The organism is Pontibacter pudoricolor (genome assembly GCF_010092985.1).
GTDB classification, from domain to species: Bacteria; Bacteroidota; Bacteroidia; order Cytophagales; family Hymenobacteraceae; genus Pontibacter; species Pontibacter pudoricolor.
This window is the reverse complement of sequence record NZ_CP048106.1, coordinates 354,283-379,074: the sequence shown is the minus strand read 5'-3', so window position 1 is coordinate 379,074 and position 24,792 is coordinate 354,283. Positions and strand designations below refer to the sequence as shown.

The window sequence follows — 24,792 nt, the reverse complement described above, 5'->3', positions numbered from 1 at the left end:
ACGGCACCTGAAAACTCTGGTTAAACTAAAGCTGCTTACTTGCCCGTCTGGGCTTTTCGGGTAAAGATATTGGTTTTTACTTCTGGTGTGTACATAATCCTGATAACTGCTAAACCATAATGGTCTTTGCTGTTGCCACCTGCAAGGCGTGGGCCAACATTATCCAGGTAATCGCTGGATGTAAGGTGGTAAATAAGCTCCGGAGCTATGCTTATCTGATCTGAAAAACGAAACCGCAGGCCACCACCGAAAGGTACCACTATACCAATGGCCGGGTATTTCCGTTCGGGGTCATATGTTGTCTGGGATTCGTCGAGGTCGCCGGTTCCAGGGTATGATGTGGCGGTGTAGTATATAATACCTGCACCCATTTTAGCGTACGGCACCACAAAACGCTTGCGCGACGATCGGTAACCTCCTGACCCACTATAGGCGTCCAGTAAATTATAGAGCACAGATCCTGAAAGCTCAATTACATCTGTTCTGAAGGAGAGGTTACGTGGACGTGTAGGGTCTTTTTCAGTGGCGCCAAGTTTTACATAATCCAGGTTCATACTTGCAGACCAGATCGGGTCGAACTTATACATGGCTCCTATTCCGAAAACAGGTCTGAACTCGTTACAATCCGGTGAACCGCAAATATCGCTGCGAACGGCAGCTATACCGGCTGTTCCCAACACCACTATACCACGCTCAGGAATCTTGCTTTCCTGCATGCGCTTAAGCAACGTAGACTGCCCTGCAGCATCAGACCATGCCAACACAAAGCAGAGTAAAAGTAAAAAGACTGTACTATTCCTGTTCATGTTAAACACAGGTTGTTAAGAGTGCAAGTGTAAGAAAAGTAAATGGCTAACTGCTTAGAAAAATGCAAAACGTTGCAGTAAAGGCACTTAAAGAACTAACGTACCAATTAGCTGTTTTAATCTACGCTGGATAATATAAAAAGATAAGCAAAAAAAGATAATTACATCATTATATCAAAATAATGTAATATATCCTTTACAACTTTATTTTCGTTCTGGCTGCTTACTTAAATTCTGGTCTGCCAGAACTATAAACTCAATAACAAGTGCAGCCGCATCCGGGAAAAACTGCTGGTTTATTTGCCTAAACTCGTCGGTATGTTGGTGGTAATGGGCATGATCTTCTACTCCGAAGTAGATAAATGGAATCTTCCGCTTATGAAACTGAAAATGGTCGGATTGATTGGTCCAGTCGTGGTGGCCCTGTTCGGGTTTGTCGTGTCCAAGAACAAGTTTGGCTTTCTCACGTGGTTTAACCTTTTCTAAGAGTGGTTTAAGGGTAGGGTTATGATAGGTACCGCTGGCGTATAGTTCGCCTTTTGCATTAATGCCAAGCATATCCATGTTTACGTTCAGCAGGATATCCTGCAACGGCACAGGGGGATTATTGAGAAAAGCGTTAGCACCCTGCAAACCCTTTTCTTCAGCATCAGGGGCTACAAAAATTAAGGTATGATTGGAGTTGGTATTTTTAAAGTAGGTAGCAGCGGCCAACAGAGCAGCTACACCTGAGGCATTATCATCGGCACCGTTGTATACTTCGCCATTCCGGATGCCCACATGGTCGTAGTGCGCCGTTATAACTATAGCTTTACCTGATGTACCAGGAATATAGCCTACAAGGTTAGTACCTTCCAGATCAGAGCCGTTTCTTGAGGTTATATTAAACTGTTGCTTATAGTTGTTGTTAAAAGCTTTGAGACCGATCTCGCTGAAACGCTTAATGATATAGTCCTGTGCTTTCAGGCTGCCCTCGGTTCCGCTTAAGCGACCACCCAACGAATCGGCTGAAAGGATGCGTACGTCTTTAAGCAATTGGCCGGACTGCAGCAAAGGTTGCTGTGCAAGTCCGGCCAACGGTAGAGCTAAAAAAGCCCCAAGTATAAATCTGTATATCATAAGGTCAAATTAAGCATAAGGCTCGTTTAAAACAATAGCCCAGCTTAATACCAACCTACCAGCGCACCCAGCTTCTCTGGCCACGAATTGCCAGTTGCGAATTAAATTTCTTAAGAGGGTCGCTCGCTATTTGTGTTGTTATTCTATCCGCCTGTGCTAATACATTTCCCATCTTTACCCAGCCATTCAACATTGTGTTTTTAACAGTGCTGTTAGTAGATAACTGGTCGCGGCTAATATTTACATCTGTGTTCATTTCCTTGGCTTTAAGTTGTTTCTATGCGCTTAACACAACAAATACAAGGAATGTGCCACACTACGACAGGTTTTTTAAAAAGTTATAAAAACTTTAAATCTTATCTAAAAATATTACATTACTTAGTTACCGTAATGTAAGCCGGGAGCTCAAACGGGCCGATGGAAGTTTGGATAGTTGGCTTGATCTGTAACGAAACAGCCGGCTTGCTGCCTCCATCCTGGTTTAAAAGAGAAGCCAGCTGCAATACCTGGTTAAGGTCTACACGTCCCTGGTCTTCAGCAAGTTTAACCAATGATGATACTGTTATGGTGTTCAATCCGTCTTTTAGCTCCACAGGTTTATCTACCAGGCCACTTACGGCCTGCTTGCCATCTACCAGCAACTGCCACTTCAGTTGGTTAACGGTCATGGTTCTGTCTTTGCTGCCTTCCGGTAGTGTTACCTGTAAGCCTAATGTAGACGTAGCCGCCAGGTTGTTGTTTGATACGGCGCTGAAAAGCCTCGAAGCTTCTGAAAAAGAAAAGTCGCTGATATCGGATTTATTCAGCAGGCTTATACCGTTCAGGTTGACGGCATCTATGCCAGCCAGGTCATATTTCGCTTCTTTAAAAGCATCCACATCACTTTTTGTGCTACACCCAACTATAAAAAGGGGCAACAGCAACCACACGGCCAGCGAAAGTATATTTAGTTTTCTGAAATTCATCATAAAGTAAAGTTAAGTATAAAGCTTAAAACAGTAGAACTATAGTTACACTTCTGCAACTACTTTATACGATTATTAAAAAGCTGCTCATGCAAACTATACCAATCGTTTAAAAAGTAACAGCCACTTTTAGGTGGCTGTTTATAGTTTAGGTCAGGTACCCGACGCTTTGGCCCTGCTGGTTTACCACTGCTCCCCGGTCTGTTACAAAAAGCGGCTGCAAATGGTCGCTTTCGAAATAGTAAGGGTAATTGCGGTTATTTGTTTTCGACAGTTTACCGATTACCCTAGCTCCGTTACTGGTTATGTGCACCAGCTGCATATGTTTGGTTATATAAAATTCCTCGTCGGGTATCGATGAAAAATGTACCCGGCTCAGGATGTTTCGGCTGTCCAGGGAAGCGTGCTGCACCTGCGGTTGTTGCCTTGTAGCAGGCCGCGATACGATCTCGTTACGATCAGGCTGCTGGCCCTGCGAGCTTGCCAATAACTGAGAATCGGCGTTGCGCCAGCCTTTGCTGATAGAGGCCAGGCGATAGCTGCGGCCCGGGTGTGTGGCGGATGTATGCTCTTCTGAAAGCAGGTTTATGGCCGCCTGTGCCTCTGCCAGGCTCGCGCCCATTTTGCGCAATACAAACCCTGAAAACTCATCTGCTTCCAGTTCATCGGCTGGGTTGCTGCCTGCTCTGCTCAGGGTATGCCCGTTCAGGTGATGGCCGATCTCATGCGCCAGAATACTTACTCCGCCCCAATCGGTATGCACGGCATTGTTAATAGCCGCCAGGAAATCCTCGTTATATAAAATGTAGCGCTTACCGTTATAAATTACTGCGGCAGCATTCTCGATATTAGCAGCACGCAGCTCAAAGCGTGGTTTTAAGCCTACTACATCAATTATCTCTTTTACAATATCGCGCGCTCCTGCTGTAGTGGTAGTGGTGGTAGCCGCCACCGACTCTACCATAACAACCGGCGCCACAAGCAACGCAAGCGCAAGTGTTAGTCTTTTTATAGTTGAGTTCATCATATTTTAAATAAATCAGCCGTTTAATACAGATCGGTAGGACTTTATATGCAAGTTTGCTGCCAGAAATGCACCACTTAGACCTGCAACGTGTTTATCTTAACGTATTTACGCGAACTATATTTTTCGTTGGATCAGCTGCCAGCCGGCTGGCCAACTGTGATATAATCGGGTAAGGTGACATTGCCGACCGGGGTTTTTATAGTTGGCTTAATCCTGAAAACCAGCCGGTCACGCACATCTTTTCCTTTTGCAATCAGGGTAGTTAAAGTAGAAAAACCTTCATAGTTCTGCAAACCTTCTACCTCAGCCAGGGTAACCGTAGAAGTTAATGGTAATTCGTTTAATCCATTCTGTAAGTCCAGTGGCTCCTCAACCATACCGGTCAGGGTTTCTTTGCCATCCACTAAAAGCTGCCATTCCAGGTTGGTTATCTGCATCGAGCGGGTAACTTCCGGTTCCTGCATCTCTACCTCAAGTAAAAGCGTGGTGGTAGCATTCAGGTTATTGGTAGTAAAAGCCGACAAAAGGCTGTCACCTTCTGAAGTTCTGAAATCAAATGGGGTACGTTTATCCGTTACATCCACTCCGTTCAGGCGCAGATCCTCAATACCCTGTAGTTTATAGTTGGCTTCGGTAAATGCTTTCAGGTCGCTGGCCTGCTTGCACGAGAAACCAACTATAGTTAACAGTAAAACAATTATTGTAAAGCCTGTTTTAGAATTCTTCATTATTCGCATGTTAGATACCATATTTAACAAATACCACACCAGCTATAGTTTAAACCATGCTCCTATTAGATTCTAGTAGATAATTTTAGTGTTATTTAAAAACTCCCGGATTCTTAGCATTCATGGTTTAACCCAAATCAAAGGTTTGCTATGCTGTTAACTCATTCTCTTAAAGTAATTTATACAACTAAACCCCTGTATTATTTGAGCTGTCTGTCATAATGCCTTTTACTTATTAGTTCTGCAACTTTACTACAAGACTTTGCATATCAACGAATTAACACAAAAAACAATTAATCTAATACTATTCCATCCGTATTTACTATAACACCTTCTCAAGCTTGAAGCTTTGCACCTAATATATAGTTGCTCCCTCTCCTAACTTTAACCTCATCAGTCACTTTACCTGTCCAACTATGAAACCAATTTTACTATTCCTGCATGTATTAACTTTTGCCTTTTGGTTGCCAGCCAATGCGCAGGTAAAACCAACAGCCTTAGATTGCTACAGAACACCTAATCCAATTCAGAAATACATTGGTGAGAAAAGGCTTACTACAGTTACTGAAAACGAGGTAGCAGTGTATTATGTAGTAGCACGAGATGAAGCATTTAACCAGGCTGAGTATGACGCCATTCTTAAAGCGAGTCGTGAGATACAGGCCTGGTACCAGATAAATACCGGCGGAGTTACTTATACTTTTGCACTGCCAGACACAGTTGTTTTTTACCATGCCCTGCAGAGCACCAGTTATTACCAGGACAACTGGTGGGACAAACTTCTGCCAGAAATGCAAAGCCAGGGAATACCTCTCTGGCAACCTGGAATAATAGCCAGTATCTGGATAAAGACCGGCAGTAATACAGGTATAGGCTTAGGAATGCAATCTTGTGATGGTTATTGCGGAGTAGCACTGGCAGGTGTAGAGAACTTCCCTGAATTTAATGATTCGGGGATTTGCACTGCTATACCTGGTGGCTATGCATGGCCTTGTGTCCCGCATGGAACTATGGCTCATGAGCTTGGCCATGCCTTTGGCTTACCTCACCCAGACGATCCCACTATACCGGAGAATACGGAAGAAATCCGTGAAGTGGCTTTCCATAGCCTGATGAGAACCCATTGGAATTACCCCGACATCGCACCACCCGAAGAAAGTCCCTGGGGATTGCTTACAGTTGAGCGCACACATTTATGGAGTAACCCATTTTTTATGCAAGGCATTGAGCTTACACAGATTTATGATGCAGATGTAGTTAATTTACCCGTTACCGGCCAGGTACCAACTATAGTTGTGGATTATACAGTGTCAGGCAGAACCATAACTTTTACTAACAATACTAGTGGGGCCGTACTATATTACTGGACTTTTGGAGATGGAAATGTCAGTAATGAAGAGGACCCAACCCACAACTATAGTTCGCCGGGCACCTACACCGTAACCCTCCGGGCATCCAGCGAAACAGGGATGACAGCCTTACAGGAACTTACCGTAGAAATTAGCGACAAGATTGTTAAAGACAAAAAACCTAAGCCAACCCGGTTGGGTCCCATAACAATTTACCCAAACCCGAGCCGGAACGGACGCTTTATGATCGATTTTCCGCCGCTATCTTTCTCTTTCCAGGTAACTATCACAAATTCGATGGGAATTGTACTGCTTAGTCAGGTAATAACCGATACATCAGAGGCTCAGCAACTAGACCTTAGCGCCTATGGCAGTGGTATGTTTTACATCAGAGTTGATATGAAAGAAGCTTCTTGGACGCAAAAGCTTGTAGTATTCTAGCTCCTGGTTACAACTCCTTCTTTATAGTTTATAGCATTGGGCTGCTTGCGCCAGAAATTACCTATAGTTACCAGCAGCCCAAAAACTTATCTTATTATTCTAATTCGTTTGCATAATTTAAGTATGCCAACAGAAAATACACCTGCTATAGTTTTATAACAAGTCAGATGCGGTGAAAACAACAAAGGCCTTGCTTTCGCAAGGCCTTTTTAACTATTGTATCAATTACAATTTACAAGCTAAACAGGTAAGCTAAAGAAACGCTGATGCCTCTGTTCTTTAACTTATCGTCATCGGAAGAATCATAAACACTCGAAAAGCCAGCACCATAGCGTACGTCAAAATTTAGTGAGCCGCCGCCTAAGTAAGCTGCAAACCCGACACCAATACTTCCACCAATTTCTGACCGGTTCTCAATATAATTATCATTATCAAAATCTACATCTTCGCTGAATTCAGAGCCGCCAATTTTGTAGGTATCTTTACCGCTTGCCCAGTACCCAAATGTCGGCCCTGCCGTTATAAACCCCTGAAAATCGGGTGAGCCAAACGATATTTTAGCCAATACTGGTAGCTCCAGGTAATCGTACTTCCCAGTCACCGACCTGGTATCACCTTCATACTTGTAGCCTTTCTGGGTAAACAACAGCTCCGGCTGAACAGAAAATGTTTCGTTAAATTTAATATTAGCTACTCCACCAATCTGCAGGCCGGTATTAGCTTCAGCATTATCATTCCAGTTTTTGGCAAAGTCAGCATCTGATCCTGGAATTTTCTGAGTACCAAAGTTAACGCCCAGGCGGGGTCCAACTGAAATTGTTTGTGCCATTGAATTAAATCCAAAACCTAGCATAAACAGCAGTGCAAGAATAAATCTGATATTCATAAAGGGTTAGAAAAGTATTGAATTAGACTGATGAACTAAAATAACTATAAACGCAAGCCTGAATCCCTGCATATCAATACTTAAACGGTTAAAGCCACAATATGTGATATACGCTATGCCTTATATTTTTGATAAGACTCAATTTTATACCTTATGTTACAATTTGTGGCAATAAAAAAGGGCATAGCTGCAGCTATGCCCTTAAATAAACTATAAATTTTAAAACACTTACTACTTAAACATCCCCTTCAGCTTGGCAAGCTTCGCCTGGAAGTCATCCATCGGCTCTTCTTCTTTTTTGCCCGCAGTTTTGTTGTTACGGTCTCTATTACCGCCATCTCTGGCTGGCTTAGGAGCAGCCGGATCGCCTTTCATACTAAGGGATATGCGTTTGCGGTTGGCATCCACTTCCAGCACCGTAACTTCTACCTTCTGCCCAACTTTTACCACATCATGCGGGTTGGTTACAAAGCGGTCAGATAAATGACTCACGTGTACCAGGCCGTCCTGGTGCACCCCGATATCCACGAAAGCGCCGAAAGCAGTTATGTTGGTAACAATGCCCGGCAGTTTCATGCCCTCACGCAGGTCTTTTATCTCGTTCACGCCTTCTGTAAAACTGAAAGCCTCAAAGGTCTGGCGCGGGTCACGTCCTGGCTTTGCTAACTCGCTAACTATATCCTGTAGCGTTGGCAAACCTACGGTTTCGGTTACATACTTCTTCAGGTTGATCTGCTTGCGAAGCTCATCTTTCTGCATCAGGTCCAGAACGGTTACACCCAGGTCTTTTGCCATTTGCTCCACTATAGGGTAGCTTTCCGGGTGTACAGCCGATGCATCCAGCGGATTTTTAGCATTTCGGATACGAAGGAAACCAGCTGCCTGCTCAAAAGCCTTTTCGCCCAGGCGGGCAACTTTTTTCAGTTCGGTGCGGGTTTTAAACGGTCCGTTCTCGTTGCGGTACTCCACTATATTCTGGGCCAAAGCAGGACCTAAGCCTGAAACATAGGTTAACAGCTGCTTGCTGGCAGTATTCACTTCCACACCCACGGCATTCACGCAGCTCATCACCACATCATCCAGCGAGTGTTTAAGCGCAGACTGATCCACATCGTGCTGGTACTGGCCTACACCAATACTTTTCGGGTCGATCTTTACCAGTTCGGCAAGCGGGTCCATTAAACGGCGCCCAATGGAAACAGCGCCACGAACCGTCACATCCTGATTAGGGAACTCCTCGCGGGCAACTTCTGAAGCCGAATAAATAGATGCACCACTCTCGTTCACCATTACTACCATAACCGAAGCCGGCAATTTAAGGCTCTTCACAAATGCTTCTGTTTCGCGGCTGGCAGTACCGTTACCGATAGCAATGGCCTCCACTTCAAAGCGGGTAACCATGTAGCGTACAGCTTGTGCTGCTTCCTGCTCTTTATGTTGCCCAGTGTGCGGGTAAATCGTTTCGTTGTGCAGCAGTTTGCCTTGTTTATCCAGTACAACCGACTTTACACCCGTTCTGAATCCAGGATCGAGGGCTAATACTGTTTTCTGACCAAGCGGCGAAGAAAGAAGCAACTGGCGCAGGTTATCGGCAAATACACGTATGGCTTCTTCGTCGGCGCGTTTTTTTGAGCTCAGGCGTACTTCGGTCTCCATGCTCATTTTAAGCATGCGCTTATAACAATCTTTAGCTGCCATCCTAACCTGCTCCGATGCCGCATTATTGCCTTTTACGAACATGGCCTCCAGTTTTTCGATCGCTGCTTCCTCTTCAGGCTGGGCACTCAGCATCAGCACGTTTTCAGTTTCGCCGCGGCGCATGGCCAGTATGCGGTGCGACGGAGCTTTCTCGATCGGCTCTTCCCACTCAAAGTAATCCTTGAACTTCTGGCCTTCTTCTTCCTTGCCCAGCATCACCCGGCTCTTAAACACGCCATTCTTCTCGAAAAGCTGGCGCATACTGGCGCGTGCTTCAGCGTTCTCGTTCATCCACTCGGCCATGATATCACGGGCACCGGCAAGGGCTTCGGCAGTATCTTTTACTTCTTTCTCTTCCGAAATATAGTTAGCCGCTTCCCCTTCCACGTCAAAATTTTCCTGCTCAAACAGGCGCTGTGCCAATGGCTCCAGTCCTTTTTCGCGGGCTATAGTTGCTTTGGTACGGCGCTTTGGCTTATAAGGCAGGTAAATATCTTCCAGCACAGCCATTGTTTCGGCAGCCATAATCTGCTCTTCCAGTTCCGGCGTCAGTTTTTCCTGCTCACGGATTGATTTCAGGATACTTTCGCGGCGCTTATCCAGCTCACGCAATTGCTCCATCCTGTCGCGGATGGCAGCGATTTGTACTTCATCCAGGGAGCCGGTAGCTTCTTTCCGGTAACGGGAAATGAATGGTACGGTAGCACCTTCATCCAGCAACGTAGCTGTCGCCTCGATCTGTTTGATCGTAATGTTCAGCTCAGAAGAGATCTTAAGCAAATGGTTTATATTGAACTCCATAGGCAAGTAACTGAAAAGCTCAGTTTATTAAGTAAGGTTAAGTAAATGTCTGTTATCGTTTATCCGGCGCTATTACCCGCAGTCTCAAGCTCACCTGGTCGTTACCGGATTATCAGAAAGCCAAATTTATAGTTTAAAAGCCAAACCGTAAACTTGTTTCGACCGGAAAATTGTATAAAGTGCCTGCAAAGTGAGCTAAAAAATTGTAGTAACTTGCATTGTTTGAAAAAGAGACCCAACTATAGATTTTTGCGGAAAGCGCTTTTTTTCGTGCTGCCTCTGCTGTTGCTGCTGGCCTGCGCAATCCGTCGTAATGATGCTACGCCCTATACCGAGACCGCTTACTATAAAGAAACGGTAACGACACTCCGGCAACAGCAACCGGTAATTTCGGAGGGCGATACGCTTAAAGTTGGCTGGGCAAAGCTGAGCATCACACCTCCTCCTCCGTTCCCGCTGGCAGGGTACGGCAAACGGTTAGGTAAAAAATACACCGAAGTGCACGACTCAGCCTACGTGCGCACTTTTGCCTTTAACAACGGCAAACAGGAAGCTTATTTTATAGCGCTGGATATGCTGATAACGCCCATGACCTTAACCGCTGCCCTTAATGAGGCAAGTGTGAAAGCCGGGCTTAAACCAGCGCAACTATACCTTTCGGCTACGCACACGCACACCAGTTTTGGCGGATGGGGCGAGAAATTAATGGGTTGGGTGATGGCCGGAAACTATAGCCAGGAGCAGCTGAACAAAACCACAGAGCAGATCATCCAAAGTATACAACTTGCCCGTGCCAATGCTGAAATTGCTAAAGTAGGTTACGGAAAAGCCTACGCCGGGCACCTGGTAGGCAACAGGCTGAACGGGGAGGAAAGCGTGCGCGACACTACGGTTCGGTTTTTAAAGTTTGAGCAGGCAGATGGTGATGTGGCTGTACTGGCTACTTTTTCAGCGCATGCAACCGTACTTCCTTCCAAACAGCTTATTTTATCCAGGGATTACCCGGGTGCCTTTGTGGATGCGCTGGAAAAACACGTGGATTTTGCTGCTTTTTCGGCAGGAGCCGTTGCCAGCCATAAGCCCATTTACCACCATCAGGACTCTTTCCGGAGTGTAGACTCGCTGGGTACGCAACTGGCGCGTACTATAGTTCCGGAGTTGCCAACTATAGAAATGAGCTACGTAAATACGCTTGGCTACAGCAGGTTGCCCTTATCGTTACCGGAACCTGAGTTCAGACTCGGCGATAATTACCACCTGTCACCCTGGCTTTTCTATAGTTTGTTTGGCAATTACCCTTCGTTTGTAAGTTCGTTACAGTTAGGTAATATTCTACTCCTGGGTGCTCCCGCCGATTATTCCGGTGAGTTTATGAAAGACCTGGAACCGCTGGCCGCGCAGCAAAACAAGAAGCTTATAGTTACCGGCTTTAACGGTGGTTACATGGGCTATTTAACGCCGTCGCGGCATTATAATTTAGATGAATATGAAGTGCGCGATATGAACTTTTATGGAAAATGGGGAGGAGATTATCTTACGGAAATATTTAAAAAGGTACTACAGGCATACCAGCAGCCAAAAGCAGCAAAACAGCAACTATAGTTTCAGTGGTTTCAGCTAAACTTCCGGCAACTCATTCAATTACCAAAAGCTTATACTATAGAATAATGCAATGAATCTTGTTGCACAATACTCACATTCCTACTATATTCTTTAAAATATCCTAAACTATTCCGCTTCCTGTTAGTTTAACATACAAATGCCAGTGCAATTTTGTGCTGCTTATAGTTAACTAATACGTTTATAAAATGGAATTTTTGATGCCTTATATTACGTCGGCTGTAATACTGGCAACTTTTTTAATATACATCGCTTTACTGGGTTTTATTTTAACCTGGGTTTATTACGATGCAGAGTTGCGCGGAATTAATGGCTGGGCAGTTACAGTGTTTACATTTTTCTCGGGTACTATAGCCGGTACATTTCTATGGCTGGTTCTTCGCCCGAAACTTAAACCACAACCTGTACCTGTAAACCAGAAATAAGTAGTAAGATATAACTGCCGGCAGAGCAGAGCATTTAGCGGAAAAAGCAGATTGTTGGGTAGTGTTGATATTACTTTTTTTGCTGAAGCTTTTGTGAGCCGGCAGTTTTTTTATGCTCTGTATTCTCCTCTCTTTCCTATAATTGCAGGCCTTCAAATCTGAATCCTCCAGTAAGTATCAGCAATATTTAATATTCAGAACAATGTTATAACATTTTGTTTTTGCAAAATTCGTAGCTTTATGTAAAATATTTCATTTATAGCTGATTATACTGTATTTTGCATCTCTTAAAAATTAACACTACCCATGAAAAAAACTATTACCACTATTTTCTCTTTACTATTTGGCAGCTTATTTCTTTACTCCTGCGAAACGTGCGAGAACCCAACTATAACCTATCCTACTCTGGCAGACAACGAATGGCTTGTTTACAAACCCGGAGACAAACCTGTGTACAAGGACGAAAGAGACACCCTGATCAGATCTTATAAATTCGTTGGTTTTCTGGGCCAGAATGTTCCCGGAGAAGGTGCTTCGGTATCAGACGATTGCCTGGAAAAGCTTGACACCCAGGTTACTGCCCAACTTGCAGACACTACCGGGAAATACTCTACCTTTTACACTTACATCTTAAAGCGGCCTGACTCTTTGCAGGTAAAAATTGCTGTAGACAACGTAAACGCCTGGACGTTAGATCAGAATAAACCAACATACCAAACCTTAGAAGTGGGAGGCAAAGTGTATACGGATGTGTTTGAGGTTAAAGCAGATAGCATAAAGATAAATAGCGTAAAGAAAGTTCTTTTCAACAAGCAGTATGGTTTCTTACAGGTTGATTACTACAACAAGAAACAACTGAAACTGGTACGTTAACCGGTTACAAACTATAGTTGAACCCTAAGACAAAAAGGCCTGCATCTCATTTGCAGGCCTTTTTGTTTTATTTCTTTTCTATGTCTTTCAGCACATCCAGCGCATTTTTAACGTGTTCCAGCGGCCTGGTCATCGAGTTAAAAATATAACGGACTATACCATTCTTATCTATAACATAGGTAACACGACCGGGGATAATGCCAAATTTACGTGGTACACCAAACAGGTTGCGCACCTTGTTATCTGTATCGCTCAGCAGCACGAACGGAAGGCGATGGCTGCGCTCAAATTTATCATGCGAGTCGGAGTTGTCTGAACTGATGCCCACCACTTCAGCTTCGTGCTCTTTAAACACCTCATACTGATCGCGGAACCCGCAGGCTTGTTTGGTGCAGCCGGGCGTATTGTCTTTCGGGTAAAAGTACAGCACCACGTTGGTGTCTTTCAGCTGATCCTTTAGCCTGAACATGCTGCCGTCCGGTTTAATCAATTCAAAATCCGGAGCCTTATCTCCGACATTTATTTTTTCGCTCATATGGGGTTAATTACTTGCATACTTAAACAAACTTCTGCAGTAAAGGTTGCCAATATATAGTAATTACTTAATAATGCTAAAGGTAAGTTGGTTTTTGGCATCCTTAACTATAAATGGACATCTTTGCAGATCAACCTGAACTATGTTACGCGTAAACGTCATCATCCCGGCCTATAACGAAGAGCTTTCTATTGGCAAAGTAGTAGCAGCCATTCCTGCGTTTGTAGCAGACGTGATCGTGGTAAACAACAACTCCAGCGACCGCACCGCCGAGACAGCCCGCCTGGCCGGGGCCACCGTTTTGCACGAGCCAAAAGCGGGTTACGGTCATGCCTGCCTGAAAGGAATTGCCTATGCGTCAGCTAAACCATCAGCGTTGCGTCCTGATATAATTGTTTTCCTGGATGGTGATTTTTCAGATTTTCCGCAGGAGATGGATGTACTTTTAAAACCTATAGTTGACGGTGATGCCGACATGGTGATCGGGTCGCGTGTGCTGGGTAAAAGGGAGGCCGGCTCGTTGCTGCCACAGCAATTATTTGGTAACTGGCTGGCTACAAAACTATTGCACTTACTTTACGGGGTTACCTATACTGACCTCGGGCCTTTCCGGGCAATAAAACTGGACACGCTTCTGGGGTTGAATATGCAGGACCGTACCTATGGCTGGACCGTAGAAATGCAGGCCAAAGCAGCTAAGCAGCATGTCCGGTCCGTTGAAGTTCCTGTGTCGTATCGTAAACGCATTGGAGTTTCTAAAGTGTCCGGAACGATAAAAGGCACGGTGCTGGCCGGCTATAAGATTATTTTCACGATATTTAGGTACATGTAACCGCATAACGGATGACGCTGGTAGCAACTATAGTAATAGTGATTTATAGTCTTTGCCTGGCCTTTATATTCTGTTACAGCCTGGTGCAGCTGCACCTTACCTGGTTGTATCTAACCCGTTCTCCAAAACAAACTCCAACTATAGCTCCACAGGAATGGCCAGCTGTAACGGTGCAATTGCCCGTTTACAACGAGCGCTATGTTATTTCGCGGTTAATAGATGCTGTTGCCGCTTTTGATTATCCCAAAGTAAACCTACAGATACAGCTCCTGGATGACTCTACCGACGACACCACCACTATAATCTCTGAAAAAGTAAAGCTGCTGCGGAAAAATGGCTTAACAATAGAACATGTAAGACGAAGCGACCGCACGGGCTTTAAAGCGGGCGCCCTGCAACATGGCCTCCAAACGGCAACTGGGGAGTTCATTGCTATTTTTGATGCTGATTTTGTGCCTTCCCCTGATTTTCTGATGCGAACTATAGTTGCCTTTACAAGCCCGGAGATTGGTGTTGTGCAAACCCGTTGGGGACATCTGAACAGAGATTACTCCATGCTTACCCGATTGCAGGCCTTCGGGCTGGATGCACATTTTACGGTAGAGCAGCAAGGCCGCAGCAACGGCAACTACTTTATAAACTTTAATGGCACGGCCGGTGTCTGGCGCAAAGCCTGTATAGTTGATGCAGGTGGCTGGCAAGCCGATACCCTAACCGAAGACCTGGACCTGAGCTACCGGGCACAGCTGAAAGGCTGGAAATTTGTGTATCAGCAGCAGACAGTATCTCCGGCGGAGTTGCCAGCCGAAATGAACGGCCTTAAATCGCAGCAATACCGCTGGACCAAAGGGGCTGCCGAGACTGCCCGTAAACATCTATCCAACGTGCTGCTCTCTCCAAAGCCCGTAAAAGCTAAACTGCATGCACTGTTCCATTTATTAAACAGCAGTGTCTTTATTTGCGTGTTGCTTACCGCTATACTTTCTGTTCCGGTGCTGCTTATTAAAGAACATAATCCGCAATTGCAGTGGCTGTTTCAGTTGGGTACACTTTTTATAGTTAGCCTGCTGGCGCTTGTCATTTTTTACTGGGTTTCTGCAAGCCGGCAAACAGGTAAAGCCGGCCTCCGCTTTATACCTGATTTTCTACTGTTCCTGACCATGTCGATGGGAATGTCGTTGCACAACAGCGTGGCTGTGCTGGAAGGGTATCTGGGGCGCAAAACCCCTTTCATCCGGACTCCGAAATACAACCTGGTACAGCCGCAGGACAATTGGAAAAAGAAGCTTTACACACTTCCCGGCATAAGTATAGTTACATGGCTCGAAGGTTTGCTGGCGCTCTATTTTGCCTGGGCGATCTGGCTTGGTCTGCACCTGAAAGACTATGGTTTACTGCCTTTCCATTTTATGCTGGCAACTGGCTTCGGATTGGTGTTTTTTTATACCTTGGCACATCATAAAAAAGCATGACCTTACAAAAGCGAACTATAGCGGCTTATAGTGTACTAGGCGTTTCGGCGGTCGTGTATGCTGTGCTTGGGTATGCTACACCGCGTGAGAATTTCGCACAGCTGGTATGGTTGTTTGCTGCCTGCTTTTTGGGATATGTATATGTCGTAAACCAGCGTTTACCTGTATGGCATGGCATAGGTGCTGCCATCGTTTTCAGGGTGATCTTGCTGCTGGCCACTCCCCTGCTGTCTGATGATTATTTCCGTTTTATCTGGGATGGAAGGCTGCTGGCGGCGGGTGTAAACCCTTACTTATACTTGCCCAGCTATTTTATGCAGGAAGGTGCAACTATAGTTTCCGGCATTAACGATGCGCTTTTCCGACAACTCAACTCACCAGAATATTATAGTGTGTACCCCCCTGTTGCGCAGGCTGTTTTCTGGTTGTCAGCAAAGCTCTCCCCAGAAAGTATTACCGGCAGCGTTGTTGTCATTCGGGTTGTGATCCTGATTGCAGAGGTGCTGAATATGTTTCTGCTTTTGCGGTTATTGCGCAAAATGGGCTTGCCGGATGGCTATGTATTACTGTATGCCCTGAACCCACTCGTAATTCTGGAGCTGACTGGCAACCTGCACTTCGAAGCATTGACGATATTTTTTGTGCTTCTTGGCCTGTACCAGCTTTTTTACCAGCGTGTGGTATGGGCGGGCTGCGCTTTCGGTCTTGCGGTCGGGGTTAAGTTACTGCCCCTTTTATTTCTGCCATTTATGTGGCGCAAGCTGGGAACCAGGCAGTTTGTGTACTTTTTAACGGCTGTCGGGCTTACGCTTTTAGTAATTTGTTTACCGCTGATAAACCTGGCCGTGATAGAGCTCTTCGCCAGCAGCCTGAACCTCTACTTTCTGAAATTTGAGTTTAATGCAAGTGTGTATTATCTGCTGCGATGGGTTGGCATACAGGTAACAGGCTATAACCAGATCGCTGTGATCGGCCCCTTACTTTCGCTGGCTACTTTTGCTATAGTTATGTCGATGGCGGCAGTGAAGAAACTGGGCTCCGTGAAAAGGCTTACCGGCTACATGGCTGCTGCGCTTACTATTTACTTGCTGCTTGCCACAACGGTACATCCGTGGTACATCACCACGTTGGTTGCGCTCACAGCAGCCAGTAATTTCAGGTTTGCTATCGTTTGGTCGGGTCTGGCCATTTTAAGTTACAGCGCTTATCGCACCAGCACTTATTCTGAAGATACCGTCCTGATTATACTGGAATATACAATAGTTGTGCTTTGGCTAGTGGTAGAGATTTACCTCTACCGCCAGCAACGCCATCACGTAAACCTGAAATAGCCTAGTCTTTTCCTATCTCTTTTAAAGGTGCAGTCAGGAAATCGTTAAATGGTTTCAGGCTTTTAAAACCATCCAGTACCACATCCATAAAATCGTTACCCAACACAACTTTATCAGAGAGTGGCATGACGGCATTCCAGCTTTTAAAGCGCAGGTATTCGATGGCCGGGTTTTCTTTGTCGTAGCCTTTTGGTGTGGTTTTCAGTTGCTCCCCCTGTAGTTCACCAAACTTCTTTTTAAAAGCTGGCGCCTCCACTATTCCTTTCAGCTCATCCAGGCTATAGTCTATTTCCTGTCGCACTGCTTTCAGGTAATTGGCAGGTGGCATCCAGAGTCCGCCGGCCAGGAAAGAATTGTTGTTGCCCGCCAGGTGCAGGTAGTAGCCCGGAAGTATGGATTTACGCCCACCATCTGCCACATACGCCCCGAAATGATCTTTGTAAGGCCGTTTATCATTCGAAAAGCGCACATCCCTATAGATTCTAAAGACCAGGTCTTTGCCTGTTTGTGTGCTGGCTATTGGCTCAAAATGCGCCATCTCTTTCAGCATCTCATCCAGGAAACCAAGGAGATCTTTTCGGGCGGTTTCGTAACGCGGCTTGTTTTCGGCGAACCATTCGCGGGTGTTGTTGCGGCTAAGGTCGCTTAAAAAATTGATTGTGCTTTTAGCTATAGTTGCTGACATATTGCTGTTTTTAATTTCCTTGCCAGTAGGCGTAGCGGCTTATTTTTTTCAGTTCCAGTGTACGGCCATCCCAGGTTTTTTGCCGGATTAATGTGTTCGGATATGCCGTAGCAAACCAGTACTGGTTTACTTTGTTTGGTGCCAGATGCACATTTACCAGCCAGGTCGCTTTGCCAGCTATAGTTGCGGCAATGGTTGTAACAGTGGCGTCATATTCTTTCGGCTGTGCTGCTTTGTTGGTCTGCTGCGTTTCGGCTATAGTTACGTTAAAGGTAGGCTTGTTTTCAAATCGAAGCGCACGCAAACTATATGGTAACTGGTCTTCAAATAACAAATCAGTTGGGAGCTGCCAGGTCCCTTCGCCTTGCCCATCAAAATAAGAACTATAGTTCAGGATGAAATTCCGGCCCCTGGTGATAGACTTAAACGTGTTGCCGCACCACTCCTGCGACGATGTGGTAAGTTTATGCAGATCCCATGGGTATTGGCGATGCACAAATACGGAAGTCAGGTAATGATAAGGATAGTTATCCGTAGGGATGCGACAGAGTTGGTTTATCTTCATCACCGGGAACAGGTCATCGCGGTTATAGTTTTCGGTTTTTACGTTGTATTCGCTGTTAAAATCCTCTTTAACCGTGATCATGGTAAACTCGAATTCCCGCTTATTGCCATACACCACCCGCTCCGCATCATAGACCGCAACTTCCGCCAGGCCATCGTCCCATAGTTTGTTCATCGCCCAGTCAGTATTGAAGTGCGCCTTTATAGTTTCGTGCCTATTAGTTTCCTGCTCTGATGCATCCGGGGTCGAGCAGGCGGCCAGCATAAAAAATATAAAACAGAAACCGTATAGTTTGATAGAGTGCATGTAGCTATTTGATTGAAATAATACGCGCTGATATTTATAGCTTAATCAGTAACCAGGTTAAAACCAAAAGGTTATCAGGACAAAACTATACTATAGATGCGTAACTCCGTAGACAAAATTACGGACTCTCTCATTATAAATCATGTTTTACCTGTTTGCAGCGGTGCTTTTGTTGTTGCTCCCTTTGCGGGGTATGGCGCAACTTGCCGAACCGGCCTGGTTAAACCCGGAGCGGCAGGCGCAGCTAATGCAGCAGGCCATCGAACTCTACACCTGCATCGCTGATGTAAATGAATGGAATACCTTACCGTCGGACCTGCGCCTGAGCCCCGGCGATACGAATGTGGCTGTGCCCAAACTTCAGCACAACTTATTGCTCACCAAAGACCTTCTGGCAGAGAACTTTGATTCAACTTTGGTGTATGATTCGCTGTTAGTGGCGGCAACTATAAATTTTCAGAAACGGCACGGCATTAAAGCTGATGGGCGGATAGGCCCGCAAACGGTGGCTGCTTTAAATGTACGGCCATCCCAGAAGCTTAAATTGCTGCAGGCAAACCTGCAACGCTGGCAAACAACCTGTACTGATATCGACTTTCCAGCCATTATCATCAATATCCCGGATTTTAAACTATACCTGGCAGATAGTAATAAAGTGCTGCTGCAAATGCGCGCTATAGTTGGTAAAAAAAGGTCGCCTACCTACCTGAACAAAACCGAACTGCTTAGTATAGTTGTTAACCCTAACTGGAATCTGCCTAAGTCTATTTCCGTGAACGAGATCGTTCCTATTCTTCGCCGGAACCCCAATTACCTGTACAAACGCAACATGCGCGTGTACCTGCATGGCAGGCAGATAAACCCATGGCGGGTAAACTGGCGTAAGGTAAATGCGGCTAATTTCAACTACCAGATCGTGCAGCTGCCGGGTAAACAAAATGAGTTGGGTAAGCTTAAGTTTCTGTACAACAGCAAGGTAGATCAGTATATGCACGACACACCACGAAAAGAGCTGTTCAAGTCCGAGCAACGCGATTTTAGTCATGGCTGTATCAGGGTGGAGAAACCGTACGAACTGGCCTTATACCTGCTGCAGCAACGCTCAGACCAGCCGGAAAAGAAAGCGAAGGAACTACTGGCAAGGTGGGACCGAAACCTGTACCTGAGAATCAGGAAGCCGATGCCACTATACATTATTTACCAGACCTGCTGGGTGGACCAGGATGGCAAAGTTCAGTTCAGGAATGATGTGTATGGCTATGAAAGTGCGAATCTATAGTTCAGGAATCCGCCAGCCAGTCAAAATCCACATCTTCCATGTGGTCTACATCCGAGAGCTCAGGCAACAATTTATGCGATAAATGGAGTCGCTCCACATCGTACAATGTCTCGGCAAAAACAGTTGATGTGCTCCAGGGTTTGTTCCGGAAAAGCTCCGGGTATAGTTTGTTCATGCCCAGCAAATAATACCCGCCATCCAGCGCCGGACCGATCACTACTTCATGTGTCTGCAATGCATCAAAAGCCTGTTCAATTATTTCCTGCGTCAGCTGCTTGCAATCGCTCCCGATAATTACGACCGAACTATAACCTGCAGCAAAAGCATCTTCAAAAGCAGCCTGCATTTTCCGGCCCAGATCTCCCTGCGTTTGCAAATGATGCTGGTAAATTGCCTTAGGCCATAGTTCATCATCAACTATAGCATCAGCAAAATAAACAGCTTTGTCGGTTTGCAGTTTTTCGGTTACCAGGCGGGTGTGCTGCAGCAGGTGTATGTAAATCTCGAGGGCTACTTCGGGGCCAACGGCTTCAGCCAGGCGGGTCTTTACCTTGCCAAGCTCCGGAGCACGCACAAACAGTAAAAGCAGTCTTTTATGGTCCATATACTTTAACACCTTCCGTTAGCCAGTAACCCCAGAAGCGGGTATAGCCATGTATACGATTTGTCTGGCCATTGGCATCAAAAACAGGATAGCCATTATTAACCCAGTTGAATATGCCGCCATGTAGTTGCTGCACATCTGTGTAACCTGCCTCAAGCAATTGTAATCCCGCCTTAGAACTACGCACCCCGACAGAGCAGTAAACGACAACCCGCGCATCTTTCCGTATATCAGCCTGATCATTTACCTGAAAAGTGTTATAGTTCACATGCCTTGCCCCTTTTATATGACTTACTTTATACTCTGCAGGGGTTCGTACATCCAGCAACACGTAGGGTTTATCTAACCTATAAAGCTCTTCAGAATCGATGTTGGGCACCGCCTGGTTTGAGACGATATTGGTCAGTAAACTATAACTATAGTGCTTGCCTATGTCTGTAAAAACGATGGCCACAACTATAAATAAAATTAAAAAGAGTATTCGTTTCGGCATGAAGCAACTATAAGTTAAGCAACGGTTTGTCCGCCGCAACTGGAGCCGGCTCCTGCTGTGCAACCATAACAATGCTGATTCAGGATGATGTCCCGTTTGTTAAGGGCTGCCAGGTTAAAATCACGGATATGTTGCGGGGCAGTTGGGCTAACGTGCAACGCAAGCATTTGGTTGAAGTCGCAATCGTATAGATACCCGTCCCAGCCAACCGAGATCGTGTTGCGGCACATAACGCTTGCTGCGGCAGCCGGGTTAAAGGCATCCACCAGTTTCTCCATGTAGTTTTCATAGTTGCCGCTTTGCACCAGGTACTCCAGGTAGCGGCTAATGGGCAGGTTGGTAATGCAGAAAAGGTTGTTGAACTCGATACCGAAACCAGATTTCAGCCTTCTTTTAAATTCTGCTTCCAGGGCCTGTTGTGCGGCCGGTAAAAATGCGCCCGACGGATTGTAAACCAGGTCGAGTTGCAGACCGGAATCAGCTTTGCCATATCCCACTTCGTTCAGCAGTTGCAGCGCTTTTATGGATTTATCAAACACGCCATCGCCACGCTGTGCATCGGTGCGGCTGGCAGCAAAATATGGTAACGACGACACTACCTGCACCTTATGTTCTTTAAAAAAAAGCGGCAGGTCGTGGTATTTTTTATTTGCCAGGATGATAGTCAGGTTGCAGCGCACAATAATCTGTTTCTCAAGCTTCGAAAGCTGCTCTACAAACCATCTGAAGTCCGGGTTCATTTCTGGAGCGCCGCCGGTTAAGTCTATAGTGGTGATCTCGGGGATAATGCCAACGCATCCAGGCAAAGCTGCATCGTTTCGCGCGTCATGATCTCTTTGCGGTCAGGGCCTGCATCGACGTGGCAATGGCGGCAGGTCTGGTTGCACATTTTGCCCACATTTACCTGTAATATAGTTGCGCCGGTTGGCTTTAGGGGGTAAAGGTTATGCTGGTGTAACTGCGCGGCAAACTCCGGAAACTGCGCGCCCTGTTGCAGCACTGTAAGCTGGTAAGCCGGTTCTGAAAATTCGTGTTTTTGCCTGTGAAGCGATGTAACGGAAAGCGCCATAAATTACATGGTAAGTTCTTTGATCTTGTTCATCATCTGCACGCCGTGCACCAGCGCCGCGCCTCCTTTTATAGCAGCCGCCACATGCACCGCCTCCATCATCTGGTTTTCATCAGCGCCTTTCTGCAAACAATCCGAGGTATAGGCGTCAATGCAATACGGGCACTGCACTGCATGCGACACCGCCAGGGCGATCAACGCTTTTTCACGGGCAGTCAGGGCGCCTTCTTTAAAAACCTCCCCGTAATAATCAAAAAACTTGTTGCCCATCTCAGGCTGTAATTGTGTTATGTCGCCAAACTTTTTCAGATCGGCCGGGTCGTAATATGTCTTTTCCATAATCTATAGTTGCGTATGATATAAAGCAGTAACAAGCCTCATTGTTTCCGGTTACTATATGTAAAGCTACGTCAGGCTAGACTTAAAACTAAACTATTCATAAAAAACACCTGCCTGCCACCATGCCGCACTGCTACAAACTATAGTTTAAACCGCTATAGTTTATGGTCTGTAAGGCAGGCGTTGCGTATATTTACTTTTGATACTAACACGATATTATGGCCATCCAAACTATGAATCCGGCCACCAACGAGGTGGTAAAAACATTTGAGCCCCACACTTCAGAGGAAGTCAGCCAGAAAATAGAAGCTGCCGACAAAGCCTTCAGCAGCTGGCGAAAAACAACTTTTGCAGATCGCGCCAAACTGATGCAGAAATGCGCCGACATACTCGAAAACGAAGCAGAAAAATACGGCCGCATCATTACCCTGGAAATGGGAAAGCCTTTGAAAGACGGTATTTCGGAAGTTAAAAAATGCGCCCTTGCCTGCCGGTATTACGCTGAAAATGCAGAAGACTTTTTAAAGGATGAAGTAGTAGCATCCAAGGCAGAAAAAAGCCTGATCGCGTACGAGCCGCTGGGCGTTATACTGGCTGTTATGCCCTGGAATTTCCCGTTCTGGCAAGTGTTCCGTTTCCTGGCTCCTGCGCTTATGGCCGGCAATACCGGCCTGCTGAAACATGCCTCTAATGTGCCGCAATGCGCTTTGGCCATAGAAGAGATAATCCGGAAAGCCGGCTTCCCCGAAGAGGTATTTTACACCTTGCTGATCGGCTCCAAAGAAGTGGATGCCGTAATACAACACCCGGCCGTAAAAGCTGTAACCTTAACCGGAAGCGAAGCAGCAGGCGCACACGTGGCGGCTACGGCAGGTAAAGAGATCAAGAAAACAGTGTTAGAGCTGGGTGGCAGCGACCCGTTTATAGTGTTGGCTGATGCGGACCTGGAACTGGCGGCTGAGAACGCGATGAAATCAAGAATGGTGAATACCGGGCAAAGCTGTATTGCGGCCAAGCGTTTTATAGTTGTAGAAACTATAGCCGATACTTTCTTAGAAAAGATGAAGCAGAAAATGGCTGTGCTCAAAACCGGAGACCCACTAAAAGACGATTGCGATTACGGGCCAATGGCACGCCCTGACCTGGCCGAAGAGTTGCAGGAACAGGTGAAAAAATCAATAGAGAAAGGAGCCAAAGTTGTGTTGGATGGCGGACGCGAAGGCAAAGACAGCGCCTACTTTAAACCGATGATCCTGACCAATGTGAAGCCCGGCATGCCTGCTTACGACGAAGAAATGTTTGGCCCGGTAGCCGCTTTTATAGTTGCCAAAGACGAAGACGACGCCATCCGGATTGCAAACGATTCCCGTTTCGGTTTAGCCGGCTCCGTATGGACAAAAGACCATGATCGCGGTATAAAAGTAGCCCGCCAGGTAGCATCCGGTGCTGTGTTTGTAAATGCCATGGTCGCTTCTTCGCCGGAGATGCCATTTGGTGGTATTAAAAAATCCGGTTACGGGCGTGAGCTGTCTTATGTGGGCATCCGGGAATTTGTGAACCAGAAAAGTATCTGGGTAGGGTAAGGAGTTAGTGAGTTTAGGAGTTTTTAAGTTTAGGATTTAAAGAGTTGTAAAGTTTTCTCAGGTAAGAATTTACAACTCTTACTTTTTTTCACTCCTATTCTTTCCCCTTCTAACTTTCTAACTTTATAACTTTCTAACTTAAAGGTATCCCATGAGCTTGTAAACTATATACCCGGCGATTTCGTGGATGAGCAGGTGCCAGTTACTGAACGAGCCTGCATTGGGAACTATAGTTTCGTCGGGAGTCAGATACCTTGGAGCCGAATAAAAGTCTGTGCTATATACATCAACTGCTACACCTGCTTTTTTAAAGCAGGCCTGGGAGCGGCGCATGTGAAAAGCTGAAGTTACCAGCAAACGCTTTTCCCATTCAGGGTGTTTTGCCAGCAGCTTGGCTGTGTTTACAGCATTTTCGTGCGTGTTGCGGCTGTTGGCTTCCGTTATAATATCTTCTTCGGCCACACCGGCCATCAGCAATATTTTTTCGAGCTGTTCCGCTTCGGGTACGGCTGTCCCGGTTATACGTCCGTCGCCCCCTGAAATCAGGAACTGCTCGATTTTGCCCAGGCGGTATAGTTGCAAAGGATGTAAAAAACGGTCTGCGCCTTTATGAGTATGAATTCTGTCTGGCAAGTCTTCGCGGTAGCCGGTTACGCCAGTCAGTATAATGGCCACATCATATTGCCCTACTTCTTTCACCGGGGTGGCTTTAACTTCCCAGGCGCGCCAGGCTTCGTTCTCTAAAAACGGATTCGAGAAAACAATAAGCAGCGCTAACGACGCCAGTAAAAAGCCGCGCTTATACTTAGGTTTCTTCAGAATCAGGGCCAGGAAGAGGAACAGCAACACCCACAGAATGGGCATCAGAAAAAAGTTCAGCAGCTTGGATAACAGGAAAAACATAGCAGGTTAAAAGATTAGCCAAAGCAGCAGAAAGACAAGCAGCATTACCAGAATGGCA

24 protein-coding genes and 1 pseudogene are annotated in these 24,792 nt (G+C 45.9%); 9 read left to right on the top strand and 16 right to left on the bottom strand.

Annotated features, from left to right (window positions below; all coding sequences use genetic code 11):
- Positions 1-35: 35 nt before the first annotated feature.
- The 6 genes from GSQ66_RS01705 to GSQ66_RS01680 form a co-directional block, all read right to left on the bottom strand.
- The gene (locus GSQ66_RS01705; protein WP_238395782.1) at positions 36-806 is read right to left on the bottom strand and encodes a porin family protein; all 771 of its coding nucleotides are present in this window, start codon (positions 804-806) and stop codon (positions 36-38) included.
- A gap of 204 nt (positions 807-1,010) precedes the next feature.
- Positions 1,011-1,925 (bottom strand): M28 family peptidase, encoded by a 915-nt coding sequence (locus tag GSQ66_RS01700; protein WP_162425866.1) that lies wholly within the window; start codon positions 1,923-1,925, stop codon positions 1,011-1,013.
- Positions 1,926-1,980: 55 nt separating this feature from the next.
- The gene (locus tag GSQ66_RS01695; protein ID WP_162425865.1) at positions 1,981-2,181 is read right to left on the bottom strand and encodes a hypothetical protein; all 201 of its coding nucleotides are present in this window, start codon (positions 2,179-2,181) and stop codon (positions 1,981-1,983) included.
- Between the two features lie 118 nt (positions 2,182-2,299).
- Positions 2,300-2,893, bottom strand: a complete 594-nt coding sequence (locus GSQ66_RS01690) for a hypothetical protein (protein ID WP_238395781.1) — start codon at positions 2,891-2,893, stop codon at positions 2,300-2,302.
- 145 nt (positions 2,894-3,038) lie between these two features.
- Positions 3,039-3,917 (bottom strand): M48 family metalloprotease, encoded by an 879-nt coding sequence (locus tag GSQ66_RS01685; RefSeq protein WP_238395780.1) that lies wholly within the window; start codon positions 3,915-3,917, stop codon positions 3,039-3,041.
- Between the two features lie 131 nt (positions 3,918-4,048).
- Positions 4,049-4,645, bottom strand: a complete 597-nt coding sequence (locus tag GSQ66_RS01680) for a hypothetical protein (protein ID WP_162425864.1) — start codon at positions 4,643-4,645, stop codon at positions 4,049-4,051.
- Between the two features lie 416 nt (positions 4,646-5,061).
- Here GSQ66_RS01680 and GSQ66_RS01675 point away from each other — a divergent pair, with 416 nt between their 5' ends.
- Positions 5,062-6,435 (top strand): PKD domain-containing protein, encoded by a 1,374-nt coding sequence (locus tag GSQ66_RS01675; protein WP_162425863.1) that lies wholly within the window; start codon positions 5,062-5,064, stop codon positions 6,433-6,435.
- A 232-nt stretch (positions 6,436-6,667) separates the two neighbouring features.
- Here the strand turns inward: GSQ66_RS01675 and GSQ66_RS01670 are convergent, their stop codons facing one another.
- Both GSQ66_RS01670 and GSQ66_RS01665 read right to left on the bottom strand, forming a co-directional pair.
- The gene (locus tag GSQ66_RS01670) at positions 6,668-7,321 is read right to left on the bottom strand and encodes a porin family protein (protein WP_162425862.1); all 654 of its coding nucleotides are present in this window, start codon (positions 7,319-7,321) and stop codon (positions 6,668-6,670) included.
- Positions 7,322-7,552: 231 nt separating this feature from the next.
- Positions 7,553-9,820 carry a Tex family protein gene (locus tag GSQ66_RS01665; protein ID WP_162425861.1) on the bottom strand — a complete coding sequence of 756 codons (2,268 nt, stop codon included), beginning with the start codon at positions 9,818-9,820 and terminating at the stop codon, positions 7,553-7,555.
- Positions 9,821-10,042: 222 nt separating this feature from the next.
- Here GSQ66_RS01665 and GSQ66_RS01660 point away from each other — a divergent pair, with 222 nt between their 5' ends.
- The 3 genes from GSQ66_RS01660 (at position 10,043) to GSQ66_RS18860 (ending at position 12,738) form a co-directional block, all read left to right on the top strand.
- Positions 10,043-11,422: a neutral/alkaline non-lysosomal ceramidase N-terminal domain-containing protein gene (locus GSQ66_RS01660; RefSeq protein ID WP_162425860.1), complete on the top strand. Its 1,380-nt coding sequence runs from the start codon at positions 10,043-10,045 to the stop codon at positions 11,420-11,422.
- 206 nt (positions 11,423-11,628) lie between these two features.
- Entirely contained in the window at positions 11,629-11,865 is a 237-nt protein-coding gene (locus GSQ66_RS01655; protein ID WP_162425859.1) for a hypothetical protein, read from the top strand.
- Positions 11,866-12,171: 306 nt separating this feature from the next.
- Positions 12,172-12,738, top strand: a complete 567-nt coding sequence (locus tag GSQ66_RS18860; RefSeq protein WP_238395779.1) for a hypothetical protein — start codon at positions 12,172-12,174, stop codon at positions 12,736-12,738.
- Between the two features lie 67 nt (positions 12,739-12,805).
- Here the strand turns inward: GSQ66_RS18860 and GSQ66_RS01645 are convergent, their stop codons facing one another.
- Entirely contained in the window at positions 12,806-13,273 is a 468-nt protein-coding gene (locus GSQ66_RS01645) for a peroxiredoxin (RefSeq protein ID WP_162425858.1), read from the bottom strand.
- A 142-nt stretch (positions 13,274-13,415) separates the two neighbouring features.
- Between GSQ66_RS01645 and GSQ66_RS01640 the strand changes: the two genes are divergently transcribed.
- Genes GSQ66_RS01640 through GSQ66_RS01630 form a run of 3 tightly spaced genes read left to right on the top strand, consistent with a single transcriptional unit; the run spans position 13,416 to position 16,908 of the window.
- Positions 13,416-14,105 (top strand): glycosyltransferase family 2 protein, encoded by a 690-nt coding sequence (locus tag GSQ66_RS01640; RefSeq protein ID WP_162425857.1) that lies wholly within the window; start codon positions 13,416-13,418, stop codon positions 14,103-14,105.
- An 11-nt stretch (positions 14,106-14,116) separates the two neighbouring features.
- Positions 14,117-15,577, top strand: a complete 1,461-nt coding sequence (locus GSQ66_RS01635; protein WP_162425856.1) for a glycosyltransferase — start codon at positions 14,117-14,119, stop codon at positions 15,575-15,577.
- Positions 15,574-16,908 carry a glycosyltransferase 87 family protein gene (locus tag GSQ66_RS01630; protein ID WP_162425855.1) on the top strand — a complete coding sequence of 445 codons (1,335 nt, stop codon included), beginning with the start codon at positions 15,574-15,576 and terminating at the stop codon, positions 16,906-16,908. The genes GSQ66_RS01635 and GSQ66_RS01630 overlap by 4 nt, the downstream gene beginning before the upstream one ends.
- A 1-nt stretch (position 16,909) precedes the next feature.
- Here GSQ66_RS01630 and GSQ66_RS01625 read toward each other — a convergent pair whose 3' ends face one another.
- Both GSQ66_RS01625 and GSQ66_RS01620 read right to left on the bottom strand, forming a co-directional pair.
- Positions 16,910-17,593: a DUF2461 domain-containing protein gene (locus GSQ66_RS01625; protein WP_162425854.1), complete on the bottom strand. Its 684-nt coding sequence runs from the start codon at positions 17,591-17,593 to the stop codon at positions 16,910-16,912.
- Positions 17,594-17,603: 10 nt separating this feature from the next.
- The gene (locus tag GSQ66_RS01620) at positions 17,604-18,464 is read right to left on the bottom strand and encodes a hypothetical protein (protein ID WP_162425853.1); all 861 of its coding nucleotides are present in this window, start codon (positions 18,462-18,464) and stop codon (positions 17,604-17,606) included.
- A gap of 142 nt (positions 18,465-18,606) precedes the next feature.
- On the opposite strand from GSQ66_RS01620, the gene GSQ66_RS01615 reads away from it, so the two are divergent.
- Positions 18,607-19,743 carry a L,D-transpeptidase family protein gene (locus tag GSQ66_RS01615; protein ID WP_162425852.1) on the top strand — a complete coding sequence of 379 codons (1,137 nt, stop codon included), beginning with the start codon at positions 18,607-18,609 and terminating at the stop codon, positions 19,741-19,743.
- A 1-nt stretch (position 19,744) separates the two neighbouring features.
- Here the strand turns inward: GSQ66_RS01615 and GSQ66_RS01610 are convergent, their stop codons facing one another.
- From GSQ66_RS01610 to GSQ66_RS01595, 4 genes and pseudogenes are all read right to left on the bottom strand, one after another.
- Positions 19,745-20,347: a TIGR04282 family arsenosugar biosynthesis glycosyltransferase gene (locus GSQ66_RS01610; protein WP_162425851.1), complete on the bottom strand. Its 603-nt coding sequence runs from the start codon at positions 20,345-20,347 to the stop codon at positions 19,745-19,747.
- Positions 20,337-20,840, bottom strand: coding sequence for a rhodanese-like domain-containing protein (locus GSQ66_RS01605; protein WP_162425850.1), 504 nt, complete (start codon positions 20,838-20,840; stop codon positions 20,337-20,339). Before GSQ66_RS01605 ends, GSQ66_RS01610 begins: the two co-directional genes overlap by 11 nt.
- Positions 20,841-20,854: 14 nt before the next feature.
- A pseudogene (gene arsS / locus GSQ66_RS01600) lies at positions 20,855-21,909 on the bottom strand (arsenosugar biosynthesis radical SAM (seleno)protein ArsS).
- Between the two features lie 3 nt (positions 21,910-21,912).
- Entirely contained in the window at positions 21,913-22,248 is a 336-nt protein-coding gene (locus tag GSQ66_RS01595) for an arsenosugar biosynthesis-associated peroxidase-like protein (RefSeq protein ID WP_162346629.1), read from the bottom strand.
- Positions 22,249-22,466: 218 nt separating this feature from the next.
- Here GSQ66_RS01595 and GSQ66_RS01590 point away from each other — a divergent pair, with 218 nt between their 5' ends.
- Positions 22,467-23,831 carry an NAD-dependent succinate-semialdehyde dehydrogenase gene (locus GSQ66_RS01590; RefSeq protein WP_162425849.1) on the top strand — a complete coding sequence of 455 codons (1,365 nt, stop codon included), beginning with the start codon at positions 22,467-22,469 and terminating at the stop codon, positions 23,829-23,831.
- Between the two features lie 138 nt (positions 23,832-23,969).
- Here the strand turns inward: GSQ66_RS01590 and GSQ66_RS01585 are convergent, their stop codons facing one another.
- Positions 23,970-24,734, bottom strand: a complete 765-nt coding sequence (locus tag GSQ66_RS01585; protein WP_162425848.1) for a YdcF family protein — start codon at positions 24,732-24,734, stop codon at positions 23,970-23,972.
- Positions 24,735-24,792 lie beyond the last annotated feature (58 nt).